The organism is Thioclava nitratireducens (assembly GCF_001940525.2).
GTDB classification, from domain to species: domain Bacteria; phylum Pseudomonadota; class Alphaproteobacteria; order Rhodobacterales; family Rhodobacteraceae; genus Thioclava; species Thioclava nitratireducens.
In genome coordinates this window covers 2,008,707-2,027,004 of the sequence record NZ_CP019437.1, presented here as the reverse complement: position 1 = coordinate 2,027,004, position 18,298 = coordinate 2,008,707, and the positions used below count along the sequence as shown (strand labels likewise).

Genomic DNA, 18,298 nt, shown 5'->3' with positions numbered 1-18,298 from the left:
ACCGGAGCCCGAGGAGAGCGCCCCCATGAGCACCATCATCGACATCCACGCCCGCGAGATTCTCGACAGCCGTGGCAACCCCACCGTCGAAGTCGACGTCATCCTCGAAGACGGAACGATGGGCCGTGCGGCCGTGCCGTCGGGCGCCTCCACCGGCGCGCATGAGGCGGTCGAGCGCCGCGACGGCGACAAGGCCCGCTACATGGGCAAAGGCGTTCTGGAAGCGGTAATGGCCGTGAACGGCGAGATCGCGGAGAACCTCGTCGGCGAGGACGTCACCGAGCAGGTCGAGATCGACCGCGCGATGATCGAACTCGACGGCACCGAGAACAAGGGCCGCCTCGGCGCCAACGCGATCCTCGGCGTCTCGCTCGCCTGCGCGAAAGCGGCCGCGGATTTCTCGACCCTGCCGCTTTACCGTTATGTCGGCGGCACCTCGGCCCGCGTCCTGCCGGTGCCGATGATGAACATCATCAATGGCGGCGAGCATGCCGACAACCCGATCGACATCCAGGAATTCATGATCATGCCGGTCTCGGCGGGCAATATCCGCGACGCGGTGCGCATGGGCTCGGAAGTATTCCACACGCTGAAGAAAGAGCTCTCGGCCAGCGGCATGTCCACGGGTCTGGGCGATGAGGGCGGTTTTGCCCCGGAACTCAGCTCGACCACGGCCGCGCTCGACATCATTCTCAAGTCGATCGAGAAAGCGGGCTACAAGCCGGGCGAGGACATCTACCTGGCGATGGATTGCGCCTCGACCGAATATTACAAGAACGGCAAATACGAGATGAAGGGCGAAGGCCTGTCGCTGACCTCGGAAGAGAATGTCGACTATCTCGAGAAGCTGCTGGGGGCCTATCCGATCATCTCGATCGAAGACGGCATGGCCGAGGACGATTGGGAAGGCTGGAAGCTCCTGACCGAGCGTCTGGGCGACAAGGTGCAGCTGGTGGGCGACGATCTCTTCGTGACCAATCCGACGCGTCTGGCCGATGGCATCAAGCAGGGCGTCGCGAATTCGATGCTGGTGAAGGTCAACCAGATCGGCACCCTTACCGAGACCCTGCAGGCCGTCGATATGGCGCACCGCGCAGGCTACACCAACGTGATGAGCCACCGTTCGGGCGAGACCGAGGACGCGACCATCGCCGATCTCGCGGTCGCCACCAACTGCGGTCAGATCAAGACCGGCTCGCTGGCGCGTTCGGACCGGCTCGCGAAATACAACCAGCTGATCCGCATCGAGGAATCGCTGGGCGAGACCGCGGAATATGCGGGTCGTTCGATCCTGCGCTAAGCGCGTCTTGACGTGAGACACCCAGGCCCCCGGCGGAGCACGCGCTTCGCCGGGGGTTTTCGTTTCGCCTTCGGCGAGGATATTTGGGCCAAGCCGAAGGGGCGATTGCGTTGCGCCCTGATCCGCGTCACTGTCGGGCCATGATCAAGGCTCTGATTTTCGATGTGTTCGGCACCTGTGTCGATTGGAGGAACTCCGTCGCGCGTGAGGTGGAAACTGCCTTTCCCGGGATCGATTCCCTTGCTTTCGCCGATGCGTGGCGTGGCGAATACGATCCTGCGATGCGGCGCATTCGCGACGGCGGGCGCGGCTATGTGGCGCTCGACGATCTGCATCGCGAGAACCTGCACCGGGTAGCCAAGCGCTTCGCGGTCTCGGCACCCGATAGCCTGTCGCATGTCTGGGAGCGGCTGAACCCGTGGCCCGACGTGGTCAGCGGCCTTCACGCGCTGAGGCGCCATGCGATCATCGCGCCATGTTCCAACGGGTCCATCGCGCTGATGACACGGCTTGCGCGCCACGCGGGGCTGCCGTGGGATTGCATCCTCGGCGCGGATATCGCCCGCGACTACAAGCCGAAGCCGGAGGTCTATCTGGCCTCCTGCGCCGCGCTGCGTCTGCCGCCCGAAGAGGTGATGATGGTGGCCGCGCATAATGATGATCTCTCGGCAGCCCGGGCGCTGGGGCTAAAGACCGCTTTCGTACCGCGCCCGACCGAATACGGGCCTGCTCAGGACAAGGACCTTGTGCCGAGCGAGGAATGGGACGCGATCGCGCCCGATTTCGAGACGCTCGCCAAGGAGCTCTTCGCATGAGCGAGGCCGACGCGATCATTGAGGCCCTAGGCCTCGTGCCGCATCCCGAAGGCGGGCATTACCGCCAAACCTGGGAGGCCGAAGCCGCAGACGGCGCGCGTCCTTCGGGCACCTGCATCTATTTCCTGCTCAAGGCGGGCGAGCGCAGCCACTGGCACCGGGTGGACGCGACCGAAATCTGGCATTTCCACGCAGGCGCGCCGGTGCAGCTCGATATCGCGCCGCAGGAGGCGGGACCGGTGCTGGAATTGCTGTTGGGCCCCGACGTGATCGGCGGCGATCAACCGCAGGGGATCGTGCCCGCGGGCCAGTGGCAATCCGCGCGCTCGACCGGGGCGTGGAGCCTTGTCAGCTGCACAGTCTCGCCGGGCTTTCGCTTCGAGGGGTTCGAACTGGCCCCGCCCGGTTTCGACATCCCCCGTTGATCACCAGAGACCGATGCTCGCCCAACGCGAGAGTTGATCGAGCCAGCTGACAGGCGGCCACCAGAGCAGCGTCAGCACGATCACCGCGGCCACGAGCCCCACCGCCAGCGCCAATTCGCGCCTGTGACACAGCGTTTGCGCCGCCGCGGACCACAGCAGGTTGCGGATCACCGGCCAGTGTAGCTTGATGTGCCAGACCCCGGCGAAGACGAAGAGCACCCCCATCGCGAGGTGCAAAAGCTCCCAGTCGGCGCGGTCGAGCGCGAGGAGCGACCAGTCGATATCCCGCGCAACCCGGCCCGAGGGCGCAATGCTGACGACGAGGCCGGAGATGACCATGACGACGAAGCTGAGCCCCGCAAGGAAGACCGCGGCGGCCCGGTTCGAGAACGGGGCCTGCTTGCGCGCCTGCGGCGTCGGACAGGGATCGGTTGGAGTTTCAGACATCGGACTACCCTCTTCAATGAGGCCGATCCTAGCGCCGTCCGCCGCGGCGCGGCATGATCAGCGTCAAGTGATGCGAATTTAGCCGGGGCGCGAGACCTTGCCGCCGCCGATCAGCGCCGACACCCCGGTCGTCGAGGGCCCAGAGGTTGCCATGCCACGCGCCACCCGCACCGCGAGATAGGCGAAGGCCTGCGCCTCCAGCATGTCGCCATCGAGCCCGATATCCTCGATCGGCTGCACTGGCACGTTCATGCGCCGCTGCAAAGCCACCATCAGCGCGGTGTTGAGCCGCCCGCCGCCGCATACATAGATCGCCGAGGGCGCGGTCGGGTAATGCTCCCCCGCCCGCGCGACCGAGGCTGCCGCACAGGCGGTAAGCGTGGCTGCCGCATCCGCGTCTTCCAGCGCGGCCACACGGGACAGGACGTCATGGAAATCGTTCCGGTCGAGCGACTTCGGCGGCATCTTCAGGAAATAGGGATGCGTCAAGAAGGCCTCGACCGCTGCCTCGTCAACGCGGCCCGTCAGCGCCAGCTCTCCGCCCGCATCGAACTCCGCCTCGCGCCTGAGCCGCATCAGATCGTTGATCGGTGCGTTGGCGGGGCCGGTGTCAAAGGCCAGAACCGCGCCCGGCACCTCTGCCGAGGGTTGGCGCGGATCGACCCAGGTCACATTGCCGACGCCGCCGAGGTTCAGAAACACCGCCGGCGCATCGAGCTTGGCGTATTTCGCGCAGGCAAAGTGGAAGAAGGGCGCGAGCGGCGCGCCCTGCCCGCCCATCTCGACATCGGTGGAGCGGAAATCCCAGACCACCGGGCGCGACAGCACCTCGGCCAGGACCGAGCCGTCGCCGGCCTGATGGGTGCGGCGCGGGCCCTGCATCCCATAGGGATCGTGGGCGAGCGTCTGGCCGTGAAACCCCACGAGCTGCGCCTCTCCGAAGCCGCTGAGCAGTTCGGCATGGGCGGTTTCGACCACCTCGCAGGCCTCCTCCACCCCGGCCTCGCCGGGCCAGCGCCCGAGGGCTGCATGGAGCGTCGCGCGCTCGGCCTCGGTATAGGGGCGGTAGTCGCTGCGGCCGAAATCGAGAATGCGGGTTCCGTCGGTCAACACGAGCGCCGCGTCCACCCCGTCCAAGGACGTGCCCGACATGGCGCCAACCGCCCAGACCGGCCCGGATTTCAACATGGCTTCCCTCTCGTCGCCTGCCCCGATATACGCACGCTCAGACGAAAGGAACAAGCACGATGACCTACCATCCGAAATCAGACTTCATGCGCGTGATGATCGAGCGGGGCTTTCTGGCCGACTGCACGGATTATCAGGGGCTGGACGAGGCTTTGGCGAAAGGCACCGTGCCGGGTTATATCGGCTTCGACGCGACGGCGAAGTCGCTGCATGTCGGCTCGCTGATCCAGATCATGATGCTGCGCTGGCTGCAAAAGACCGGCCACCAGCCGATCACCCTGATGGGCGGCGGCACGACGAAGGTGGGCGACCCCTCCTTCCGCGCCGATGAGCGCCCGCTGCTGACGCCCGACCAGATCGACGACAATATCGCGGGCATCAAGCAGGTGTTTGCGAAATACCTCGATTACGAGGCCGAGACGCCGGCGCTGATGCTCAACAACGCGGAATGGCTCGACGGGCTGAACTACCTCGATTTCCTGCGCGATATCGGGCGGCATTTCTCGGTCAACCGGATGCTGTCGTTCGAGAGCGTGAAATCGCGGCTGGATCGCGAGCAGAGCCTCAGCTTCCTCGAATTCAACTACATGATCCTGCAGGCCTATGACTTCCTCGAGCTGAACCGCCGCTACGGTTGCCTGCTGCAGATGGGCGGCTCGGATCAATGGGGGAATATCGTCAACGGGATCGACCTGACGCGCCGCGTGCTCGATCAGGAGATCTTCGGACTGACCTCGCCGCTTCTGACAACCTCGGACGGCAAGAAGATGGGCAAATCGGCCTCGGGCGCAATCTGGCTGAACTCGGACATGCTGAGCCCTTACGAGTTCTGGCAGTTCTGGCGCAACACAACCGACGCCGATGTTGGCCGCTTCCTTAAGCTTTATACCGAGCTTCCGGTCGAGGAATGCGAGCGTCTGGGCGCGTTGGAAGGCTCCGAGATCAACGCGGCGAAGGTGCGGCTGGCCAACGAGGTCACCGCGCTCTGCCACGGCTGGGAGGCCGCGCATGCTGCCGAGGCAACCGCGCGCGAAGTCTTCGAGAAGGGCGGCGTGGGTGACGACCTGCCTACCCTCACGCTGACGCTCGAGGAACTGGGCGACGGGATCAGCCTCGCGCAGCTCGTCGTGCGTTCGGGCCTCGCGAAATCGGGTAAGGACGGCAAGCGGCTGATCGCGGAAGGCGCGCTCAAGGTCGATGACGAGCCCTGCGCCGATCCGGGCCGCATGTTCACCGCCGCCGATCTGGAGACCCCGGTGAAGCTGAGCGCGGGCAAGAAGCGTCACGCGCTGGTCGAAGTCGAGTAACTGTATCGGGCGCGCCTCATGCGGGCGCGCCCAAGCCCCTTTTCCGATACGATCGGCTGTGGCACTCTTTGCTCATGAGCAAGGTCACCAATCTCAACCAGTTCCGCAAACAGCAGGCGCGCGTGAAGAAGCGCGAGCAAGGCTCTGTGAATGCTGAGAAATTCGGTCGCAGCAAGGCCGAGAAAGCGCTACAGGAAAGCCGCGCCACGAAAGAGCGGCGCGATCTCGACGGCCATCAGCGCGAGCACGACGAATGAGCCGACCGAAGAAACGCTCCCTGACGCTGGGCGGGCACCGCACCTCGGTCACGCTGGAGGATGAATTCTGGCGTGCCTTCCGCGATATCGCCCATGAGAAATCATTAGGCCTCAACGAGTTGGCAGCCGAAATTGATGTGGATCGCGGCACCGAGACGGGCCTTGCCACGGCAATCCGCCTCTACGTGCTGGCCTATTACCGGGCGCGTGCGATCTCGTAAGGCAAGCCGCGACGCACGGCGCTTTCCGCAGCCCATGCAAGCTCCTTGCGCGAGCGATAGTCGGAGACCGAGAGCGGCGCGTGGAACACCACTTCGACCGCGCCCTGCCGCGCCTGTGCCAGCACCTTGATCAGATGCGGCCCGAACTCCATATCGCCCCACCAGCCATAGAACCGCACGTCCTCGCCCGCGGGGGGCGTGTAGACCACGGTGACCGGCTGGATCTGCATCACGCGCTCCAGCCCATGGCTGTAGAAGGCCTGAAACAGCGTCGGCTTGAAGGGCAGCACCCGGCGCGCATCGGTCGAGGTGCCCTCGGGGAAGAACAGCAGGTGATGGCCCGCCCGGATGCGATCCTCGAACAGCCCCTGCTGCGTCTTTGCCTCACGCGGATCGCGCTTGATGAAAACCGTGCCCGTGGCCCGCGCGAGCCAGCCGACGAAAGGCCATTTGGCGACCTCGGCCTTGGAGACGAAATAGACCCGCTGGCAGGCGTTGAGCGCAAAGATATCGAGCCACGATCCGTGATTTGCGACCACCGCCCCGATCTTGGTCATCGGACGCCCCGTGACGCGATAGGAGATCCCGAGGATCGGGAAGCTCATCCGGCAGACCGCTTGCGTGATCCACGGTGTCCAGGGCCGCGCCAGCCCGTGAACCGGGCGCTCCACCAGACGCACCAGCAGCAGCACTACAAGCCCGATCAGCAGCATCAGCCCCCAGATCAGACCGCGCAGCCCCGCCCGCATCCAATCGAGCGCGCCGAACTGCTTTGGATCGGGCTCGTCCTCGATCCAGCTCACGCGCGGCCCTCGAAACGACGGGTGTAGAAGCTGCGATGCTTGTCGCTCATCGCCTTGGTATCCATGAGCAGGAGAACGTCGGTCGTGTTGAACGGATAGTCGATGAAAGCCCCCTCGCCCACGAATCCGCCAAGCCGCAGATAGGCCTTTATCAGATTGGGCATTTCGGCCAGCGCCGCACGCCGATCCAGCGCCGCCTCAGGCACGAGGTCCATTGGCTGGAACGCCTCTGGCCGCGCGCGCGGACGCATGTGCGCGGGCGCTAGGTGATGGTGATGCAACCACGACAGCGGCGCTTTCAGCTTCTCGGCATCGGTGCCGTGGAAGGACGCAACGCCGAAGAGAATCTCGATGTCATGGGCAAGGACGTAATCGGCCAGCGCGTTCCACAAAAGCAGCATTGCCGCCCCGCCCCGATAGTCCGGATCGACGCAGGAGCGCCCAAGCTCCAGCAACTTGCGCCCGGTGCCGACAAGCGGCGAGAGGTCGTATTCGCTATCGCAATAGAATTGCCCTGCCCGCTCCAGCCGATCCGAAGGTAGCAGCCGGTAGGCGCCCACCACATGCTCGCCTTCAGCGCGTGCGGGATCGACCAGCAGAAGATGATCGTAGATCGAGTCGAGCCGATCGCTTTCCAGACGATTTTGGTGATCGACCGTCTCGCCGCCGCCGCCGAGTTCTTCGACGAAAACGCGGTAGCGAAGCCGCTGCGACGCCACGAGATCGGCGGCATCGCGGGCCAGCCTGATTTCGAATGCGGCGCTGTCGATCACGGGCGTCCTCCTGCCGATATTCGCTGGCCCGGTTTAGAAAGCCGCGCCCGGATTGGCAATATCGCGCAGCGCGGAGCGTGTCATGGACGCATCACGACGGGGGGCGATGCGCCACATCCTCCGGTTGACGGAATTTCTCGCGTGACCTCACGCGCCTGTTAACGTTTCATCAACTTTGTTCAGAGAAAACCAATTCCAACGCGACCCGCCGACCGTCCAGGACAAGCTTGCCTTCATGTTCAAAATTGACCGTCACCTTTTCGCCGATACGCGATTGCACCTGGCCAGTGCCCCAGTCGGGCTGGGCGGGATTCCTGACCAGCATGCCGGGTTCTAGGATTTCATAGATCACATTTCACCTTCTGGAGAGTTTGATGCCATTCGAGACCGCGAATGCGGGTGCGGAGGACGCTGATTTGATCGAACTTGTCGCGTCGCGCCTGTGCCATGACCTTATCAGCCCGATCGGGGCCATCGGCAATGGGGTAGAATTGCTCACCATGACAAGCGAAGCGCCCGGCCCGGAGGTGGAGCTTATTTCGCAAAGCGTGGCGGCGGCGAATGCGCGCGTCAAGTTCTTCCGGCTGGCCTTTGGACGCGCCGGACCCGATCAGCAGTTGAGCGAAGCGGAAATCACCGGGTTGCTGGGCGAAGTCTCCGCTCAGAGCCGCGTGGACTACGATTGGCGGGCGCCGGGAGAGACGCCGCGCGCCGAGGTGAAACTGGCGCTTCTCGCGATGCTTTGCCTCGAAACCGCGCTGCCCTTCGGCGGCGATATCCGCGCGATGCCCTGCGGCGACGGCTGGATGATCACGGCGCGCGCCGAGAAAGCGCGACCCGATCGTGCGGCCTTCGCGGCGCTCGATGGGGAGCGGCTGGACCTGACACCCGCGCGGGTGCAATTCGCGCTCCTGCCGCGCGAGGCGGCGCGGCAGGGCCGCAGACTCGATTGGTCGGTCGATTCCGAAGGCGGCACGATCGCCTTCTGATAGCGACCGCGTCAGGCGGAAATCGGAGGGTACGGTGCGCTCAGGGACGCACCGTGCCGCGCCCGGTCACCAGGTACTTGAACGAGGTGAGCTGCTCGGCGCCTACCGGCCCGCGCGCATGCATCTTGCCGGTCGCGATACCGATCTCTGCGCCCATGCCGAACTCGCCGCCATCGGCGAATTGGGTGGAGGCGTTGCGCATCAGGATCGCGCTGTCGAGCCGCTCGAAGAAGCGGTCGGCGGCGGCGTCATTCTCGGTCAGGATCGATTCCGTGTGCTGGCTGCCATAGCGGCGGATATGTTCGATCGCGCCATCCACGCCATCGACGATCTTCGCCGCGCAGATCATATCGAGGAATTCGCGCCCGAAATCTTCCGCACTTGCCTCGGTGACGCCCTCGATTTGCAGCAAATCGCCCGTGCCGCGCACCTCGACGCCTGCTTTGAGCAGGTCTTCGATCAGCACGCCGCCATGTTTCTTCCAGAAGGCGCGGTCGATCAGAAGGCACTCCATCGCGCCGCAAATCCCGGTGCGCCGGGTCTTGGCGTTCACCACGACGGCCCGCGCCTGTTCCAGATCGGCTGCCCCGTCGGCATAGATATGGCAGATGCCCTCGAGATGGGCGAAGACCGGAACACGCGCCTCGGCCTGCACCAGACCGACGAGCCCCTTGCCCCCGCGCGGCACGATCACGTCGATGAATTCGGTCGCGCGCAGCATCTCGGCCACGGCGGCGCGGTCGCGGGTCGGCACGAGCTGGACCGCCGCCTCGGGCAGCCCCACCGCACGCAGCCCCTCGAGCAGGCAGGCATGGATCGCACGGCTGGAATGGAAGCTCTCCGAGCCGCCGCGCAGGATCACCGCATTGCCCGATTTCAGGCATAGCGCTCCGGCGTCCGCCGTCACGTTGGGCCGCGATTCATAAATCACGCCGATCACGCCAAGCGGCGTGCGCACGCGCTTGATATGCAGCCCCGAGGGCATGTCCCATTCCGCGATCGTGTCGCCCACCGGATCGCGTTGCGCTGCCACCGCCCGCAATCCCTTGGCGATCGCCTCGATCCGCGCATCGTCCAGCATCAGCCGGTCCATCATCGCGGGGCTCAGCCCCTTTTCGGCCCCGTAGGCCATGTCCTCGCCATTTGCGGTGACGATGTCATCTTTACGCGCGAGCACCGCATCGGCCGCCACTTCCAGCGCCTTCTGCTTTACCTCGGCGCTGGCGAAGGCCAGTTCCGCCGCGGCCGCCCGCGCGGCAGCGCCCATCGTCTCGATCAGCCCTTTGGCGTCCATGTCGTCTTTCATTACGCACCCCTACCGGATTTCCCGGTCTGTCCGGTTTTCACCCATTGCGCCAGCTTCACCGCCAGCACGAACCACGGGAGCCCGTGCATCACCAGATCGAACCAATCGACCGTACGCACCAGCGTGCCCGCCGCCAACATCTTCAGCTTTTCCCAAATATGTGGCTCTGGGGTGAATGGCGCGAGACCCAGCAGACCCGCGAACAGGACTGCTTGCAGCAGGGTGATGTGGTCGAAAAACTGCTTGATCCAGCGCATGCGCTCCTCCCGAAACTTCGCCCGGATATAAGCGACAGATGCGCGTTTCACAAACGCAACTTTACCGTAGAAGGGGGGAAAGTGGCGCGGTTGACGGGGCTCGAACCCGCGACCCCCGGCGTGACAGGCCGGTACTCTAACCAACTGAGCTACAACCGCGCATCTGCGCTCGGGGCGATCCGGATGATGGCGCGGTTGACGGGGCTCGAACCCGCGACCCCCGGCGTGACAGGCCGGTACTCTAACCAACTGAGCTACAACCGCTCGCATCATCTGCCCGGATCGCCGTCCGAGCGTGGGGAGGGTATTACGCGGGCGACCTGCCCCCGTCAAGCGGCCTGAGAGCAAAAATCCGACGAATTTTCACCTGCCGTTCGGGCAAGCAAATTGCGGCTCCTCAGTGCGCGTCCGCGGCCCTTATTTATCGCGCCCGCACGCGCCCCGATGAGATGCGCTTTCTGCTTCCCCTTGGCAGAAATATCCCGGGGGAGACCGAAGGTCGGGGGCGGAGCCCCCTCTTCTTTTAGTTTTGTCGCCGTCCGGCGACGGGGGCAGCGCCCCCTTTCTCGGCGGATGCAATCAACGTTCCGGCGCGGGAATGAACTCCGCATCATCCGCGGGCGGCAGTTGGAATCGGCCATGCGCCCAGTCGCCCGCGCGCCATGCCTCTTTGGCCGCGTCGATCTTGTCGCGCGAGGAGGCCACGAAATTCCACCAGATATAGCGCGGACCGCCCATGGTCGCGCCGCCCAGAACGATCAGCCGGGCGCCCTGCCCGCCCGCCTTGAGCGACACCCGGTCGCCGGGGCGGAAAACGAGCATCCGACCTTCCTCGTAGGTTTCGCCCGCGACGGTGACGGAGCCTTGCAGCACATAAACCCCGCGATCCTCGTGATTGTCAGGGAGCGGGATCTGCGCGCCCGGATCGAGCTTCGCATCGGCGTAGAACATCTCGGAGGGCAGATCGATCAGGGCATGCGCGCCCCAGGCATCGCCCAGCACCAGCCGCACGGTCTTGCCCTCGGCCTGCAATTCGGGAAGCGCTTCGGCACCCACATGTTTGAACGCCGCCTGCCCCTCTTCCTGATCCTCCGGCAGCGCAACCCATGTCTGGATACCCGCGAGATGCTGGCCGGTGTCGCGGACCTTGCCGTCAGTGCGCTCGGAATGGGTGATGCCGTAGCCCGCACTCATCCAGTTCACCGCGCCCGGCGTGATCCATTGATCGGTGCCCAGCGAATCGCGGTGATGCAGGCGGCCTTGCAGCAGGTAGGTCACAGTCGCGAGCCCGATATGCGGGTGCGGGCGAATGTCGATGCCCCGCTGGCCGGAGAGGAACTCCACCGGGCCGATCTGGTCGAAGAAGATGAACGGGCCGATCATCTGGCGTGCAGCCGAGGGCAAGGCGCGGCGCACCTCGAATCCACCAAGGTCGCGCGCTCGGGGCGCGATAACGGTTTCAATGGCGTCCACGGCATCGCCGATCGGAATTTCGGGGTCGAGGGCGGGGTTCCAACTCATCGTGCGCTCCTTTCCTGTGATTGAAGAAAAGGTAGCATCGCGGCGCGCATATCATAGAGCCATGCGCGAACAGAGTCTGAGCGCGGTCGCGCAACGCCACGCAAGCAGTTGATATCAATATTATTCATGGGGAATGGTGGGCGGTGAGGGACTCGAACCCCCGACATTCTCGGTGTAAACGAGACGCTCTACCAACTGAGCTAACCGCCCCCGACCCCTCCTCTAGCTCCGCCTTGCGCGGGGATCAAGGGCTCAGATGCCTTCGCGCATCCGCGCCTTGCGGGTCGAGGAGAGTTTCATCCCCGGCGCGGACAGCCGCGCTTCCGGCCCGACCCAGGCATAGGCGAGCAGGCAGGGATCGAGATCGGCCGTGGTGATGCGGTGTTCGTGATCGGGTCGGTTCAGGATCAGCGACCCCGGCGCATGCACCGCAGTGTCATTTTCCGACCACGGGCCCGCGACCGAGATATAGCTTTCCTCGATCTCCTTATGGCTGTGCTGCGGATAGGTCGTGCGCGGCGCGAACAGGACGAATCCCAGCACCAGCCGATCCGAAGCCACCGGACCGCGCGGGCCCAGCACCTCGCAATAGGCATATTTGCGTGCCAGCGCCTTCGGCACTTTCTCGTAGCCATATTCCCATGTCAGCTGGCTCGCGACACGCGACAGCGCCCGCGCCATGCCCGCCACCGCACCGCGCTCGCCCAGATCGAGGGCCCGCGACAGATGCGCGGTCACCGGTTTCGGCTGCGGCTGGCGCGGCGTCACCGGGGGATTGGTGTCGATGATCTGCGAGAGCGTGTCGCGCACCCGTTTGCGGTGGCTGCGGATGAGGCGACTGCCGCCCGCCGAGCCATGACGGTAGAGCGTGTCGAATTCCCGCAGCAGATAGAGCCAGTCCGGACAATCGGAGACGCGCAGCCCCTCGTCGGGGGGCGTTTCGTTCATCGGCATCGTGTCGGTCATCGCATCCTCCGCGTCTCGCGCCTCGGGCGCTTCTCTGGCGTGCTGTCTGGCCCATAATCTGACGCCGCGGGGCGCAGAAAACTAACCGGAAAACGACGAAGGCGCGTCTGTTCAAGACGCGCCTTCGTAGGAAAATGGTGGGCGATGAGGGATTTGAACCCCCGACATCATCGATGTGAACGATGCGCTCTACCGCTGAGCTAATCGCCCTCCGTGGCGGGCTTTTAGCGCCCCGCTTCTGGCTCCGCAAGAGGGTTTTCGACGAAATCTCAGCCCCGGTTTTCGACCTCGCTTTCCAAGGCGTCGTCCTCGGCCTGCGCGGCGCCATCCGCCTCTGCCGCGACGGCCTCGAGCATGCCCGAAGGGCGGCGCAGCTTGACCACGAGGATCTCGTCGCCGTTCTTCTCGAACTGGCGGTTGATCTTCAGCTTGCCGAGCGGCGGGATGCTGAGTTCCTCGCCTTCCGAGAGCGCCTCGCCCAGAACTTTCAGCACGGCCTCCGACATCGCTTTCGCCTCGCCGCGCTTCACGCCGGCCTCGACCATCACCCGATCCACGAAGCTTCTCTTGCGCACGAGCGCCTTCGCCTCGCTCGGCTCAGGCGCCGGATGAGGCGCGGAGGGCGTAAGCGTCGCGGCGGAGGCCGGCGGCGCTTCGGGCGTGGTGACGGGCGGTTTGCGGGTCGATTTCGGTTTCTGGCTCTTGGCCATGGCGGCTCCTTTTTTGACCGTAATACGAAGAGGTTAAGGGCAAACCTGTTCAAATGCAAAAACGCCCGCCGCGACATGCGACGGGCGTTCTCGATTTCAATTCGAAGGCGATCAGTGCGCGGTTGCGCCCTGTGCGTCCGATTTGGCCGCGGCTGCGGCGGCGGCTGCCGCCTCTTCGGCCTCTTCGTCCCAATCGACCGGCTCGGGCTGACGCACCAGCGCGCGGGCGAGGACTTCGCGAACGTGAGTGACCGGCACGATCTCCAGCCCCTCCTTCACGTTGTCGGGGATATCCGCGAGGTCTTTTTCATTCTCCTCGGGGATGAACACCGTCTTGATCCCACCACGCAGTGCCGCGAGCAGTTTCTCTTTCAAGCCACCGATCGGCATCGCGTTGCCACGCAAGCTGACCTCGCCAGTCATGGCGATATCCTTGCGCACCGGGATTCCGGTCAACACCGAGACGATGGAGGTCACCATCGCCAGACCCGCAGAGGGCCCGTCTTTCGGCGTCGCGCCATCCGGCACGTGGACGTGGATGTCCCACTTCTCGAAGCGCGGCGGCTTGATGCCGAATTGCGGCGCGACCGAGCGGACGTAGCTGGATGCCGCGTCGATCGATTCCTTCATCACGTCGCCCAGCTTACCGGTGGTCTTCATCCGACCTTTACCCGGCAGGCGCAGAGCTTCGATCTGCAGCAGGTCGCCGCCCACGGAGGTCCAGGCGAGGCCAGTCACGACGCCCACCTGATCTTCCTTCTCGGCCAGACCGTAGCGGTGCTTCTTGACGCCCAGATATTCGCCCACCTTCGCCTCATCGACGGTGATGTGCTTGATCTGACCCTTCGACTTGATGATCTCGGTCACCGCTTTCCGGGCGAGCTTCGCGATATCGCGCTCAAGGTTCCGCACGCCCGCCTCGCGGGTGTAGTAGCGGATCACGTCGGTCAGCGCGCCATCGGTCAGTTCGAACTCGTTCTTCTTGAGCCCGTGACCCTTGATCTGCTTCGGGATCAGGTGCTGCTTGGCGATCTCGGCCTTCTCGTCCTCGGTGTAGCCCGCGAGCGGAATGATCTCCATCCGGTCCAGAAGCGGGCCCGGCATGTTGTAGGAGTTCGCCGTCGTCAGGAACATCACGTTCGAGAGGTCGTATTCCACTTCGAGATAGTGGTCCACGAAGGTCGCGTTCTGCTCGGGGTCGAGCACTTCAAGCATGGCCGAAGCCGGATCGCCACGGAAGTCCTGACCCATCTTGTCGATCTCGTCGAGCAGGATCAGCGGGTTCGTGGTTTTCGCCTTCTTCAGCGCCTGAATGATCTTACCGGGCATCGAGCCGATATAGGTCCGACGGTGTCCGCGGATCTCGGATTCGTCGCGCACGCCGCCGAGCGAGATGCGGATGAATTCGCGCCCCGTTGCCTTGGCGACAGACCGGCCGAGCGAGGTCTTACCCACGCCGGGGGGACCCACGAGGCACATGATCGGGCCTTTCAACTTGGCCGAGCGCGCCTGCACCGCGAGATACTCAACGATGCGTTCCTTGACCTTCTCGAGCCCGTAGTGATCGGCATCAAGCACGGCCTCCGCCTTGCTGAGGTCTTTCTTGACGCGGGATTTGGTGCCCCACGGGATCGACAGCATCCAGTCGAGATAGTTGCGCACGACGGTGGCTTCCGCCGACATCGGCGACATCGACTTGAGCTTCTTGAGCTCGGCCTCGGCCTTTTCCTTGGCCTCTTTGGAAAGCTTCGTGTTCTCGATGCGCTCTTCCAGCTCGAGGATCTCGTTCTGGCCGTCTTCGCCATCGCCGAGTTCCTTCTGAATGGCCTTCATCTGCTCATTCAGGTAGTACTCGCGCTGGGTCTTCTCCATCTGCGTTTTCACACGGGACTTGATCTTTTTCTCCACCTGGAGAACCGAGACCTCACCCTGCATGAGCCCGTAGACCCGCTCCAGCCGCTCGGAGACGTCGAGCGTTTCCAGAAGCTCCTGCTTCTGGGCCACTTCCAGCCCCAGATGGCCCGAGACGAGATCGGCCAGCTTGTCCGCTTCGGTCGCGTCGGCCACGGCCGAGAGCGCCTCTTCGGGGATGTTCTTCTTGATCTTCGCGTAGCGCTCGAATTCCTCGGCGACCGAACGCAGCAGCGCGCGGATCGTCTCCACGTCGCCCTCGGTTTCGATCAGCGGCTCGGCATTCGCTTCAAAGTAGTCGTCATTCTCGACAAACTCGCTGATGCGCACGCGGCTCTTGCCCTCGACCAGAACCTTCACGGTGCCATCGGGCAGTTTCAGCAGTTGCAGCACGTTGGCGAGCACGCCAACGCGGAAAATCCCGTCTGTGTCGGGGTCGTCTTGCGACGGGTCGATCTGGCTCGCGAGCAAGATCTGACGGTCATCCGCCATCACCTCTTCGAGTGCGCGCACGGATTTCTCGCGCCCGACGAAGAGCGGCACGATCATGTGGGGGAAAACCACGATATCGCGCAACGGCAGGACCGGATGGGTGACAGAGCTAAATTCGGTCATCGGCGTTCCTCTCTTGGCAGGAGGGTCCGGCCCCGTTTTCGGCGACCACGTCCCTCCCCTGTTCGACCCAATATCTAGGAGCCGCGAAGCGTCCATTCAACTAGGCCATGTCACTCATCCGTCACAATGCGTGGCCCCGGGACAGGCCGCAAGAGGCGATCTCGCTGCCGTGAGCGGTTCGTGCGCGCGCGTGATGGAACGTGTAGCCGCTCACCGCGGCAGGATCATCTCGGCCATCAAGCCGCCAAGCCGTTCGGATCGCCCGAGTTTCAGCGATCCGCCATGGCGCCGCAGGATGTCAGCGGTGATCGAGAGGCCGAGGCCCACCCCCTGCCCGCGATCCTGATTGCGCGCCGGATCGAGCCGCGTGAAGGGCAGGATCGCCTCTTCGCGGCGTTCGGGCGGGATGCCAGGGCCGTCGTCATGCACCGCGATTCGCCATCCCGTGCGCGCGATCGAGACGGTAATCTCGGCGCGGGTGCCGTAGCGGACCGCATTGCCGATCAGGTTTGCCAGCGCGCGTTTGAGCGCATCGGGACGGAAAGTCGCCTCCTCCTCCGTGTCGCAATCGACGAGCGTCACGTCGCGGCCCATCCGCCGCATGTCTTCCACCACGCCTTCGACGAAGCCGCAGATCGGCAGCGTCTCCGGCTCGCCATGCGAGGCGCCGTCGCGCGAAAAATCGAGGAAGGCATCGACAAGGCGACCCATCTCGTCGACGTCGCGCTCCATTGCGCGGACCTCGTCCGTCTCCTCCATCATCGACAGCCCGAGCCGCAGACGCGTGAGCGGTGTGCGCAGATCGTGGCTGACACCCGAGAGCATCAGCGTGCGCTGCTCGATCTGCCGCTCGATCCGGTTGCGCATGTCGAGGAAGGCGCGGCCCGCGGCGCGCACCTCCGTCGCCCCCGAGACGCGGTAATTCAGGTTGCGCCCCTTGCCGAATTCCTCCGCCGCATGGCTCAGTCTGCGGATCGGGCGCAGCTGATTGCGCAGGAAGATATAGGCGATCAGCGTCATCAGAATGGAAACAAAGACCATCAGAACGAGCAATTGGTGGGGATTCGACGCCGACACCCGACTGCGCGCGAAGGTCACCGCTAACGGCCCGTTCGGCGTCTCCTGCACCACCCGCACGGAGTTGGTGGTGTTGTCGAGAACGATCGAGCGAATCTGCGACAGATTGGTGCGCAGGGTCGAGATCACCACGATCCCGGTGAGATCGAAGAAGTTGCGCGTATCGCCCCGCTGCGACGCAATATCCGTCGGCGCCGGGAATTGCGAGGTGAAGTTCAGTGTCTTGTCGAGCACGTCGAGCCGCTCGCGCGCAACCTCGGCCGTCGGCGCATTGGTCGCGACCTGATCGAGCAGCGCGATCTCGCGCACCATCCCTTCGGTCATCTGCTGCGTGACACGTTCGAAATGGCGCTGGATGAAGACGACGGATACCACCAGCTGGATCGTCACCACCGGCAGAATCAGGATCAACGCGGCCCGCCCATAAAGCCCGCGCGGCATCATCTGTTTCAGCCAGCGAAAATTCATGCCAGAACCCTAGCGATGGCCGCGACGGAGGGAAAGATGGAAGAATTGCAGCCCGGCTTGCGTCGGATCCTGGCTCCGAACCCGTCCCCCATGACTTATACCGGCACCTGCACCTATGTCATTGGCACAGGCGAGGTCGCGGTGGTCGATCCCGGCCCCGCCGATCCTGCCCATCTTCAGGCGCTGCTCGACGCGCTCGCCTCCGGAGAGCGCGTCAGCCATATCCTCGTCACCCATGCCCATCTCGACCATTCCCCCGGCGCGCGGCTCTTGGCCGAGGCCACGGGCGCGCCCATCCTCGCCTTCGGCCCGCCCGAGGCCGGGCGCGCGCCTGTGATGGCGGAACTTGCTGCGCGTGGACATGCCGGCGGCGGCGAAGGGGTCGATCACGCGTTCGACCCCGACATCCTTATCGAGGATGGCGAGACGCTGAGCCATGGCGACTGGTCGCTCACGGCGCTGCATACGCCCGGCCATTTCTGCAACCATCTGAGCTTCGCGATGGGCGATGCGCTTCTGACCGGCGATGTGGTTATGGGCTGGTCCTCGACGCTGATCTCACCGCCCGACGGCGATCTGGGCGACTATTATCGCTCCCTCGCGCGCATCGAGGCACTCCGCCCGCGCATTCTCTATCCCGGCCATGGCGAGCCGGTGACCGATCCGCAAACGCTGATCGCGAGTCAGCGCGCACATCGCGACGCCCGCACCGCGCAGATCCGAAGCGCCTTGGCAGAGCGCCCCGCCACCCCGCAGACGCTCACCCGCGCGATATACACTGACGTGCCCGCAGCCCTCCTGCCAGCCGCCGAACGGAATGTCTTCGCCCATCTCGTTGAAATGTCTGTACAAAACGAAGTCATCGCCGCGCCCGACCTGCGTCCGGAGGCGCTATTTTCGCTGACGTGACGAAAGCCTGAATTTTTTCGCCAGAACCCTCTG

The 18,298-nt window shown here is 64.5% G+C and carries 20 protein-coding genes and 4 tRNA genes; 8 read left to right on the top strand and 16 right to left on the bottom strand.

The genetic code is table 11. From position 1 onward, the window contains the following. Positions 1-25: 25 nt before the first annotated feature. The 3 genes from eno (at position 26) to BMG03_RS09725 (ending at position 2,540) form a co-directional block, all read left to right on the top strand. Positions 26-1,300, top strand: coding sequence for a phosphopyruvate hydratase (gene eno / locus BMG03_RS09735; protein WP_075776599.1), 1,275 nt, complete (start codon positions 26-28; stop codon positions 1,298-1,300). 140 nt (positions 1,301-1,440) lie between these two features. Beyond that, positions 1,441-2,115 (top strand): haloacid dehalogenase type II, encoded by a 675-nt coding sequence (locus BMG03_RS09730; RefSeq protein ID WP_075776600.1) that lies wholly within the window; start codon positions 1,441-1,443, stop codon positions 2,113-2,115. Further along, on the top strand, positions 2,112-2,540 hold the full coding sequence (locus BMG03_RS09725; RefSeq protein ID WP_075776601.1) for a cupin domain-containing protein: 429 nt from the start codon (positions 2,112-2,114) through the stop codon (positions 2,538-2,540). Before BMG03_RS09730 ends, BMG03_RS09725 begins: the two co-directional genes overlap by 4 nt. Here BMG03_RS09725 and BMG03_RS09720 read toward each other — a convergent pair whose 3' ends face one another. Both BMG03_RS09720 and BMG03_RS09715 read right to left on the bottom strand, forming a co-directional pair. Then, complete coding sequence (locus tag BMG03_RS09720) at positions 2,541-2,987, bottom strand: DUF4405 domain-containing protein (protein WP_075776602.1); 447 nt, start codon at positions 2,985-2,987, stop codon at positions 2,541-2,543. Between the two features lie 78 nt (positions 2,988-3,065). Beyond that, positions 3,066-4,175 (bottom strand): anhydro-N-acetylmuramic acid kinase, encoded by a 1,110-nt coding sequence (locus BMG03_RS09715; protein WP_075776603.1) that lies wholly within the window; start codon positions 4,173-4,175, stop codon positions 3,066-3,068. 59 nt (positions 4,176-4,234) lie between these two features. On the opposite strand from BMG03_RS09715, the gene tyrS reads away from it, so the two are divergent. The 3 genes from tyrS (at position 4,235) to BMG03_RS09700 (ending at position 5,960) form a co-directional block, all read left to right on the top strand. Beyond that, the gene (gene tyrS, locus BMG03_RS09710; protein WP_075776604.1) at positions 4,235-5,482 is read left to right on the top strand and encodes a tyrosine--tRNA ligase; all 1,248 of its coding nucleotides are present in this window, start codon (positions 4,235-4,237) and stop codon (positions 5,480-5,482) included. 74 nt (positions 5,483-5,556) lie between these two features. Further along, positions 5,557-5,739, top strand: coding sequence for a DUF4169 family protein (locus BMG03_RS09705; RefSeq protein WP_075776605.1), 183 nt, complete (start codon positions 5,557-5,559; stop codon positions 5,737-5,739). Then, on the top strand, positions 5,736-5,960 hold the full coding sequence (locus BMG03_RS09700) for a ribbon-helix-helix domain-containing protein (protein WP_075776606.1): 225 nt from the start codon (positions 5,736-5,738) through the stop codon (positions 5,958-5,960). The genes BMG03_RS09705 and BMG03_RS09700 overlap by 4 nt, the downstream gene beginning before the upstream one ends. Here BMG03_RS09700 and olsA read toward each other — a convergent pair. The 3 genes from olsA to BMG03_RS09685 form a co-directional block, all read right to left on the bottom strand. Continuing rightward, the gene (gene olsA / locus BMG03_RS09695; RefSeq protein WP_483028323.1) at positions 5,936-6,763 is read right to left on the bottom strand and encodes a lyso-ornithine lipid O-acyltransferase; all 828 of its coding nucleotides are present in this window, start codon (positions 6,761-6,763) and stop codon (positions 5,936-5,938) included. The two genes, BMG03_RS09700 and olsA, sit on opposite strands and share 25 nt — an antisense overlap. Further along, a complete protein-coding gene (gene olsB / locus BMG03_RS09690; RefSeq protein ID WP_244270934.1) occupies positions 6,760-7,536 on the bottom strand; it encodes an L-ornithine N(alpha)-acyltransferase in 777 nt (258 codons plus the stop codon). Before olsB ends, olsA begins: the two co-directional genes overlap by 4 nt. A gap of 169 nt (positions 7,537-7,705) precedes the next feature. Beyond that, positions 7,706-7,861: a DUF3553 domain-containing protein gene (locus tag BMG03_RS09685; RefSeq protein WP_075776608.1), complete on the bottom strand. Its 156-nt coding sequence runs from the start codon at positions 7,859-7,861 to the stop codon at positions 7,706-7,708. A 49-nt stretch (positions 7,862-7,910) separates the two neighbouring features. Here BMG03_RS09685 and BMG03_RS09680 point away from each other — a divergent pair, with 49 nt between their 5' ends. Then, entirely contained in the window at positions 7,911-8,525 is a 615-nt protein-coding gene (locus BMG03_RS09680; RefSeq protein WP_075776609.1) for a histidine phosphotransferase family protein, read from the top strand. A gap of 40 nt (positions 8,526-8,565) precedes the next feature. On the opposite strand, the gene BMG03_RS09675 is transcribed toward BMG03_RS09680, so the two are convergent. The 11 genes from BMG03_RS09675 to BMG03_RS09625 form a co-directional block, all read right to left on the bottom strand. Beyond that, positions 8,566-9,831 (bottom strand): glutamate-5-semialdehyde dehydrogenase, encoded by a 1,266-nt coding sequence (locus BMG03_RS09675; RefSeq protein ID WP_075776610.1) that lies wholly within the window; start codon positions 9,829-9,831, stop codon positions 8,566-8,568. Next, complete coding sequence (locus tag BMG03_RS09670) at positions 9,831-10,088, bottom strand: hypothetical protein (RefSeq protein ID WP_075776611.1); 258 nt, start codon at positions 10,086-10,088, stop codon at positions 9,831-9,833. Before BMG03_RS09670 ends, BMG03_RS09675 begins: the two co-directional genes overlap by 1 nt. A gap of 82 nt (positions 10,089-10,170) precedes the next feature. After that, positions 10,171-10,247 (bottom strand) — tRNA-Asp (locus tag BMG03_RS09665). A gap of 28 nt (positions 10,248-10,275) precedes the next feature. Next, a tRNA-Asp gene (locus BMG03_RS09660) sits at positions 10,276-10,352 on the bottom strand. Between the two features lie 315 nt (positions 10,353-10,667). Next, positions 10,668-11,609, bottom strand: coding sequence for a pirin family protein (locus BMG03_RS09655; RefSeq protein ID WP_075774720.1), 942 nt, complete (start codon positions 11,607-11,609; stop codon positions 10,668-10,670). Between the two features lie 134 nt (positions 11,610-11,743). Next, a tRNA-Val gene (locus BMG03_RS09650) sits at positions 11,744-11,819 on the bottom strand. Positions 11,820-11,861: 42 nt separating this feature from the next. Then, positions 11,862-12,575 (bottom strand): dimethylsulfonioproprionate lyase family protein, encoded by a 714-nt coding sequence (locus BMG03_RS09645; RefSeq protein ID WP_167733393.1) that lies wholly within the window; start codon positions 12,573-12,575, stop codon positions 11,862-11,864. Between the two features lie 135 nt (positions 12,576-12,710). Further along, positions 12,711-12,785: transfer RNA gene (locus tag BMG03_RS09640), tRNA-Val, on the bottom strand. A 59-nt stretch (positions 12,786-12,844) separates the two neighbouring features. Next, a complete protein-coding gene (locus BMG03_RS09635) occupies positions 12,845-13,285 on the bottom strand; it encodes an HU family DNA-binding protein (protein WP_077701202.1) in 441 nt (146 codons plus the stop codon). A 111-nt stretch (positions 13,286-13,396) separates the two neighbouring features. Then, positions 13,397-15,811 carry an endopeptidase La gene (lon, locus tag BMG03_RS09630; RefSeq protein WP_075774719.1) on the bottom strand — a complete coding sequence of 805 codons (2,415 nt, stop codon included), beginning with the start codon at positions 15,809-15,811 and terminating at the stop codon, positions 13,397-13,399. Between the two features lie 210 nt (positions 15,812-16,021). After that, entirely contained in the window at positions 16,022-17,356 is a 1,335-nt protein-coding gene (locus tag BMG03_RS09625) for an ATP-binding protein (RefSeq protein ID WP_075774718.1), read from the bottom strand. A gap of 36 nt (positions 17,357-17,392) precedes the next feature. Between BMG03_RS09625 and BMG03_RS09620 the strand changes: the two genes are divergently transcribed. Further along, complete coding sequence (locus BMG03_RS09620) at positions 17,393-18,265, top strand: MBL fold metallo-hydrolase (protein ID WP_244270933.1); 873 nt, start codon at positions 17,393-17,395, stop codon at positions 18,263-18,265. Positions 18,266-18,298 lie beyond the last annotated feature (33 nt).

Coding starts and splice junctions, on each gene's coding strand:
- eno (WP_075776599.1), top strand. CDS start 26: ATGAGCACCATCATCGACATCCACGCCCGCGAGATTCTCGACAGCCGT.
- BMG03_RS09730 (WP_075776600.1), top strand. CDS start 1,441: ATGATCAAGGCTCTGATTTTCGATGTGTTCGGCACCTGTGTCGATTGG.
- BMG03_RS09725 (WP_075776601.1), top strand. CDS start 2,112: ATGAGCGAGGCCGACGCGATCATTGAGGCCCTAGGCCTCGTGCCGCAT.
- BMG03_RS09720 (WP_075776602.1), bottom strand. CDS start 2,987: ATGTCTGAAACTCCAACCGATCCCTGTCCGACGCCGCAGGCGCGCAAG.
- BMG03_RS09715 (WP_075776603.1), bottom strand. CDS start 4,175: ATGTTGAAATCCGGGCCGGTCTGGGCGGTTGGCGCCATGTCGGGCACG.
- tyrS (WP_075776604.1), top strand. CDS start 4,235: ATGACCTACCATCCGAAATCAGACTTCATGCGCGTGATGATCGAGCGG.
- BMG03_RS09705 (WP_075776605.1), top strand. CDS start 5,557: ATGAGCAAGGTCACCAATCTCAACCAGTTCCGCAAACAGCAGGCGCGC.
- BMG03_RS09700 (WP_075776606.1), top strand. CDS start 5,736: ATGAGCCGACCGAAGAAACGCTCCCTGACGCTGGGCGGGCACCGCACC.
- BMG03_RS09685 (WP_075776608.1), bottom strand. CDS start 7,861: ATGCTGGTCAGGAATCCCGCCCAGCCCGACTGGGGCACTGGCCAGGTG.
- BMG03_RS09680 (WP_075776609.1), top strand. CDS start 7,911: ATGCCATTCGAGACCGCGAATGCGGGTGCGGAGGACGCTGATTTGATC.
- BMG03_RS09675 (WP_075776610.1), bottom strand. CDS start 9,831: ATGAAAGACGACATGGACGCCAAAGGGCTGATCGAGACGATGGGCGCT.
- BMG03_RS09670 (WP_075776611.1), bottom strand. CDS start 10,088: ATGCGCTGGATCAAGCAGTTTTTCGACCACATCACCCTGCTGCAAGCA.
- BMG03_RS09655 (WP_075774720.1), bottom strand. CDS start 11,609: ATGAGTTGGAACCCCGCCCTCGACCCCGAAATTCCGATCGGCGATGCC.
- BMG03_RS09645 (WP_167733393.1), bottom strand. CDS start 12,575: ATGACCGACACGATGCCGATGAACGAAACGCCCCCCGACGAGGGGCTG.
- BMG03_RS09635 (WP_077701202.1), bottom strand. CDS start 13,285: ATGGCCAAGAGCCAGAAACCGAAATCGACCCGCAAACCGCCCGTCACC.
- lon (WP_075774719.1), bottom strand. CDS start 15,811: ATGACCGAATTTAGCTCTGTCACCCATCCGGTCCTGCCGTTGCGCGAT.
- BMG03_RS09625 (WP_075774718.1), bottom strand. CDS start 17,356: ATGAATTTTCGCTGGCTGAAACAGATGATGCCGCGCGGGCTTTATGGG.
- BMG03_RS09620 (WP_244270933.1), top strand. CDS start 17,393: ATGGAAGAATTGCAGCCCGGCTTGCGTCGGATCCTGGCTCCGAACCCG.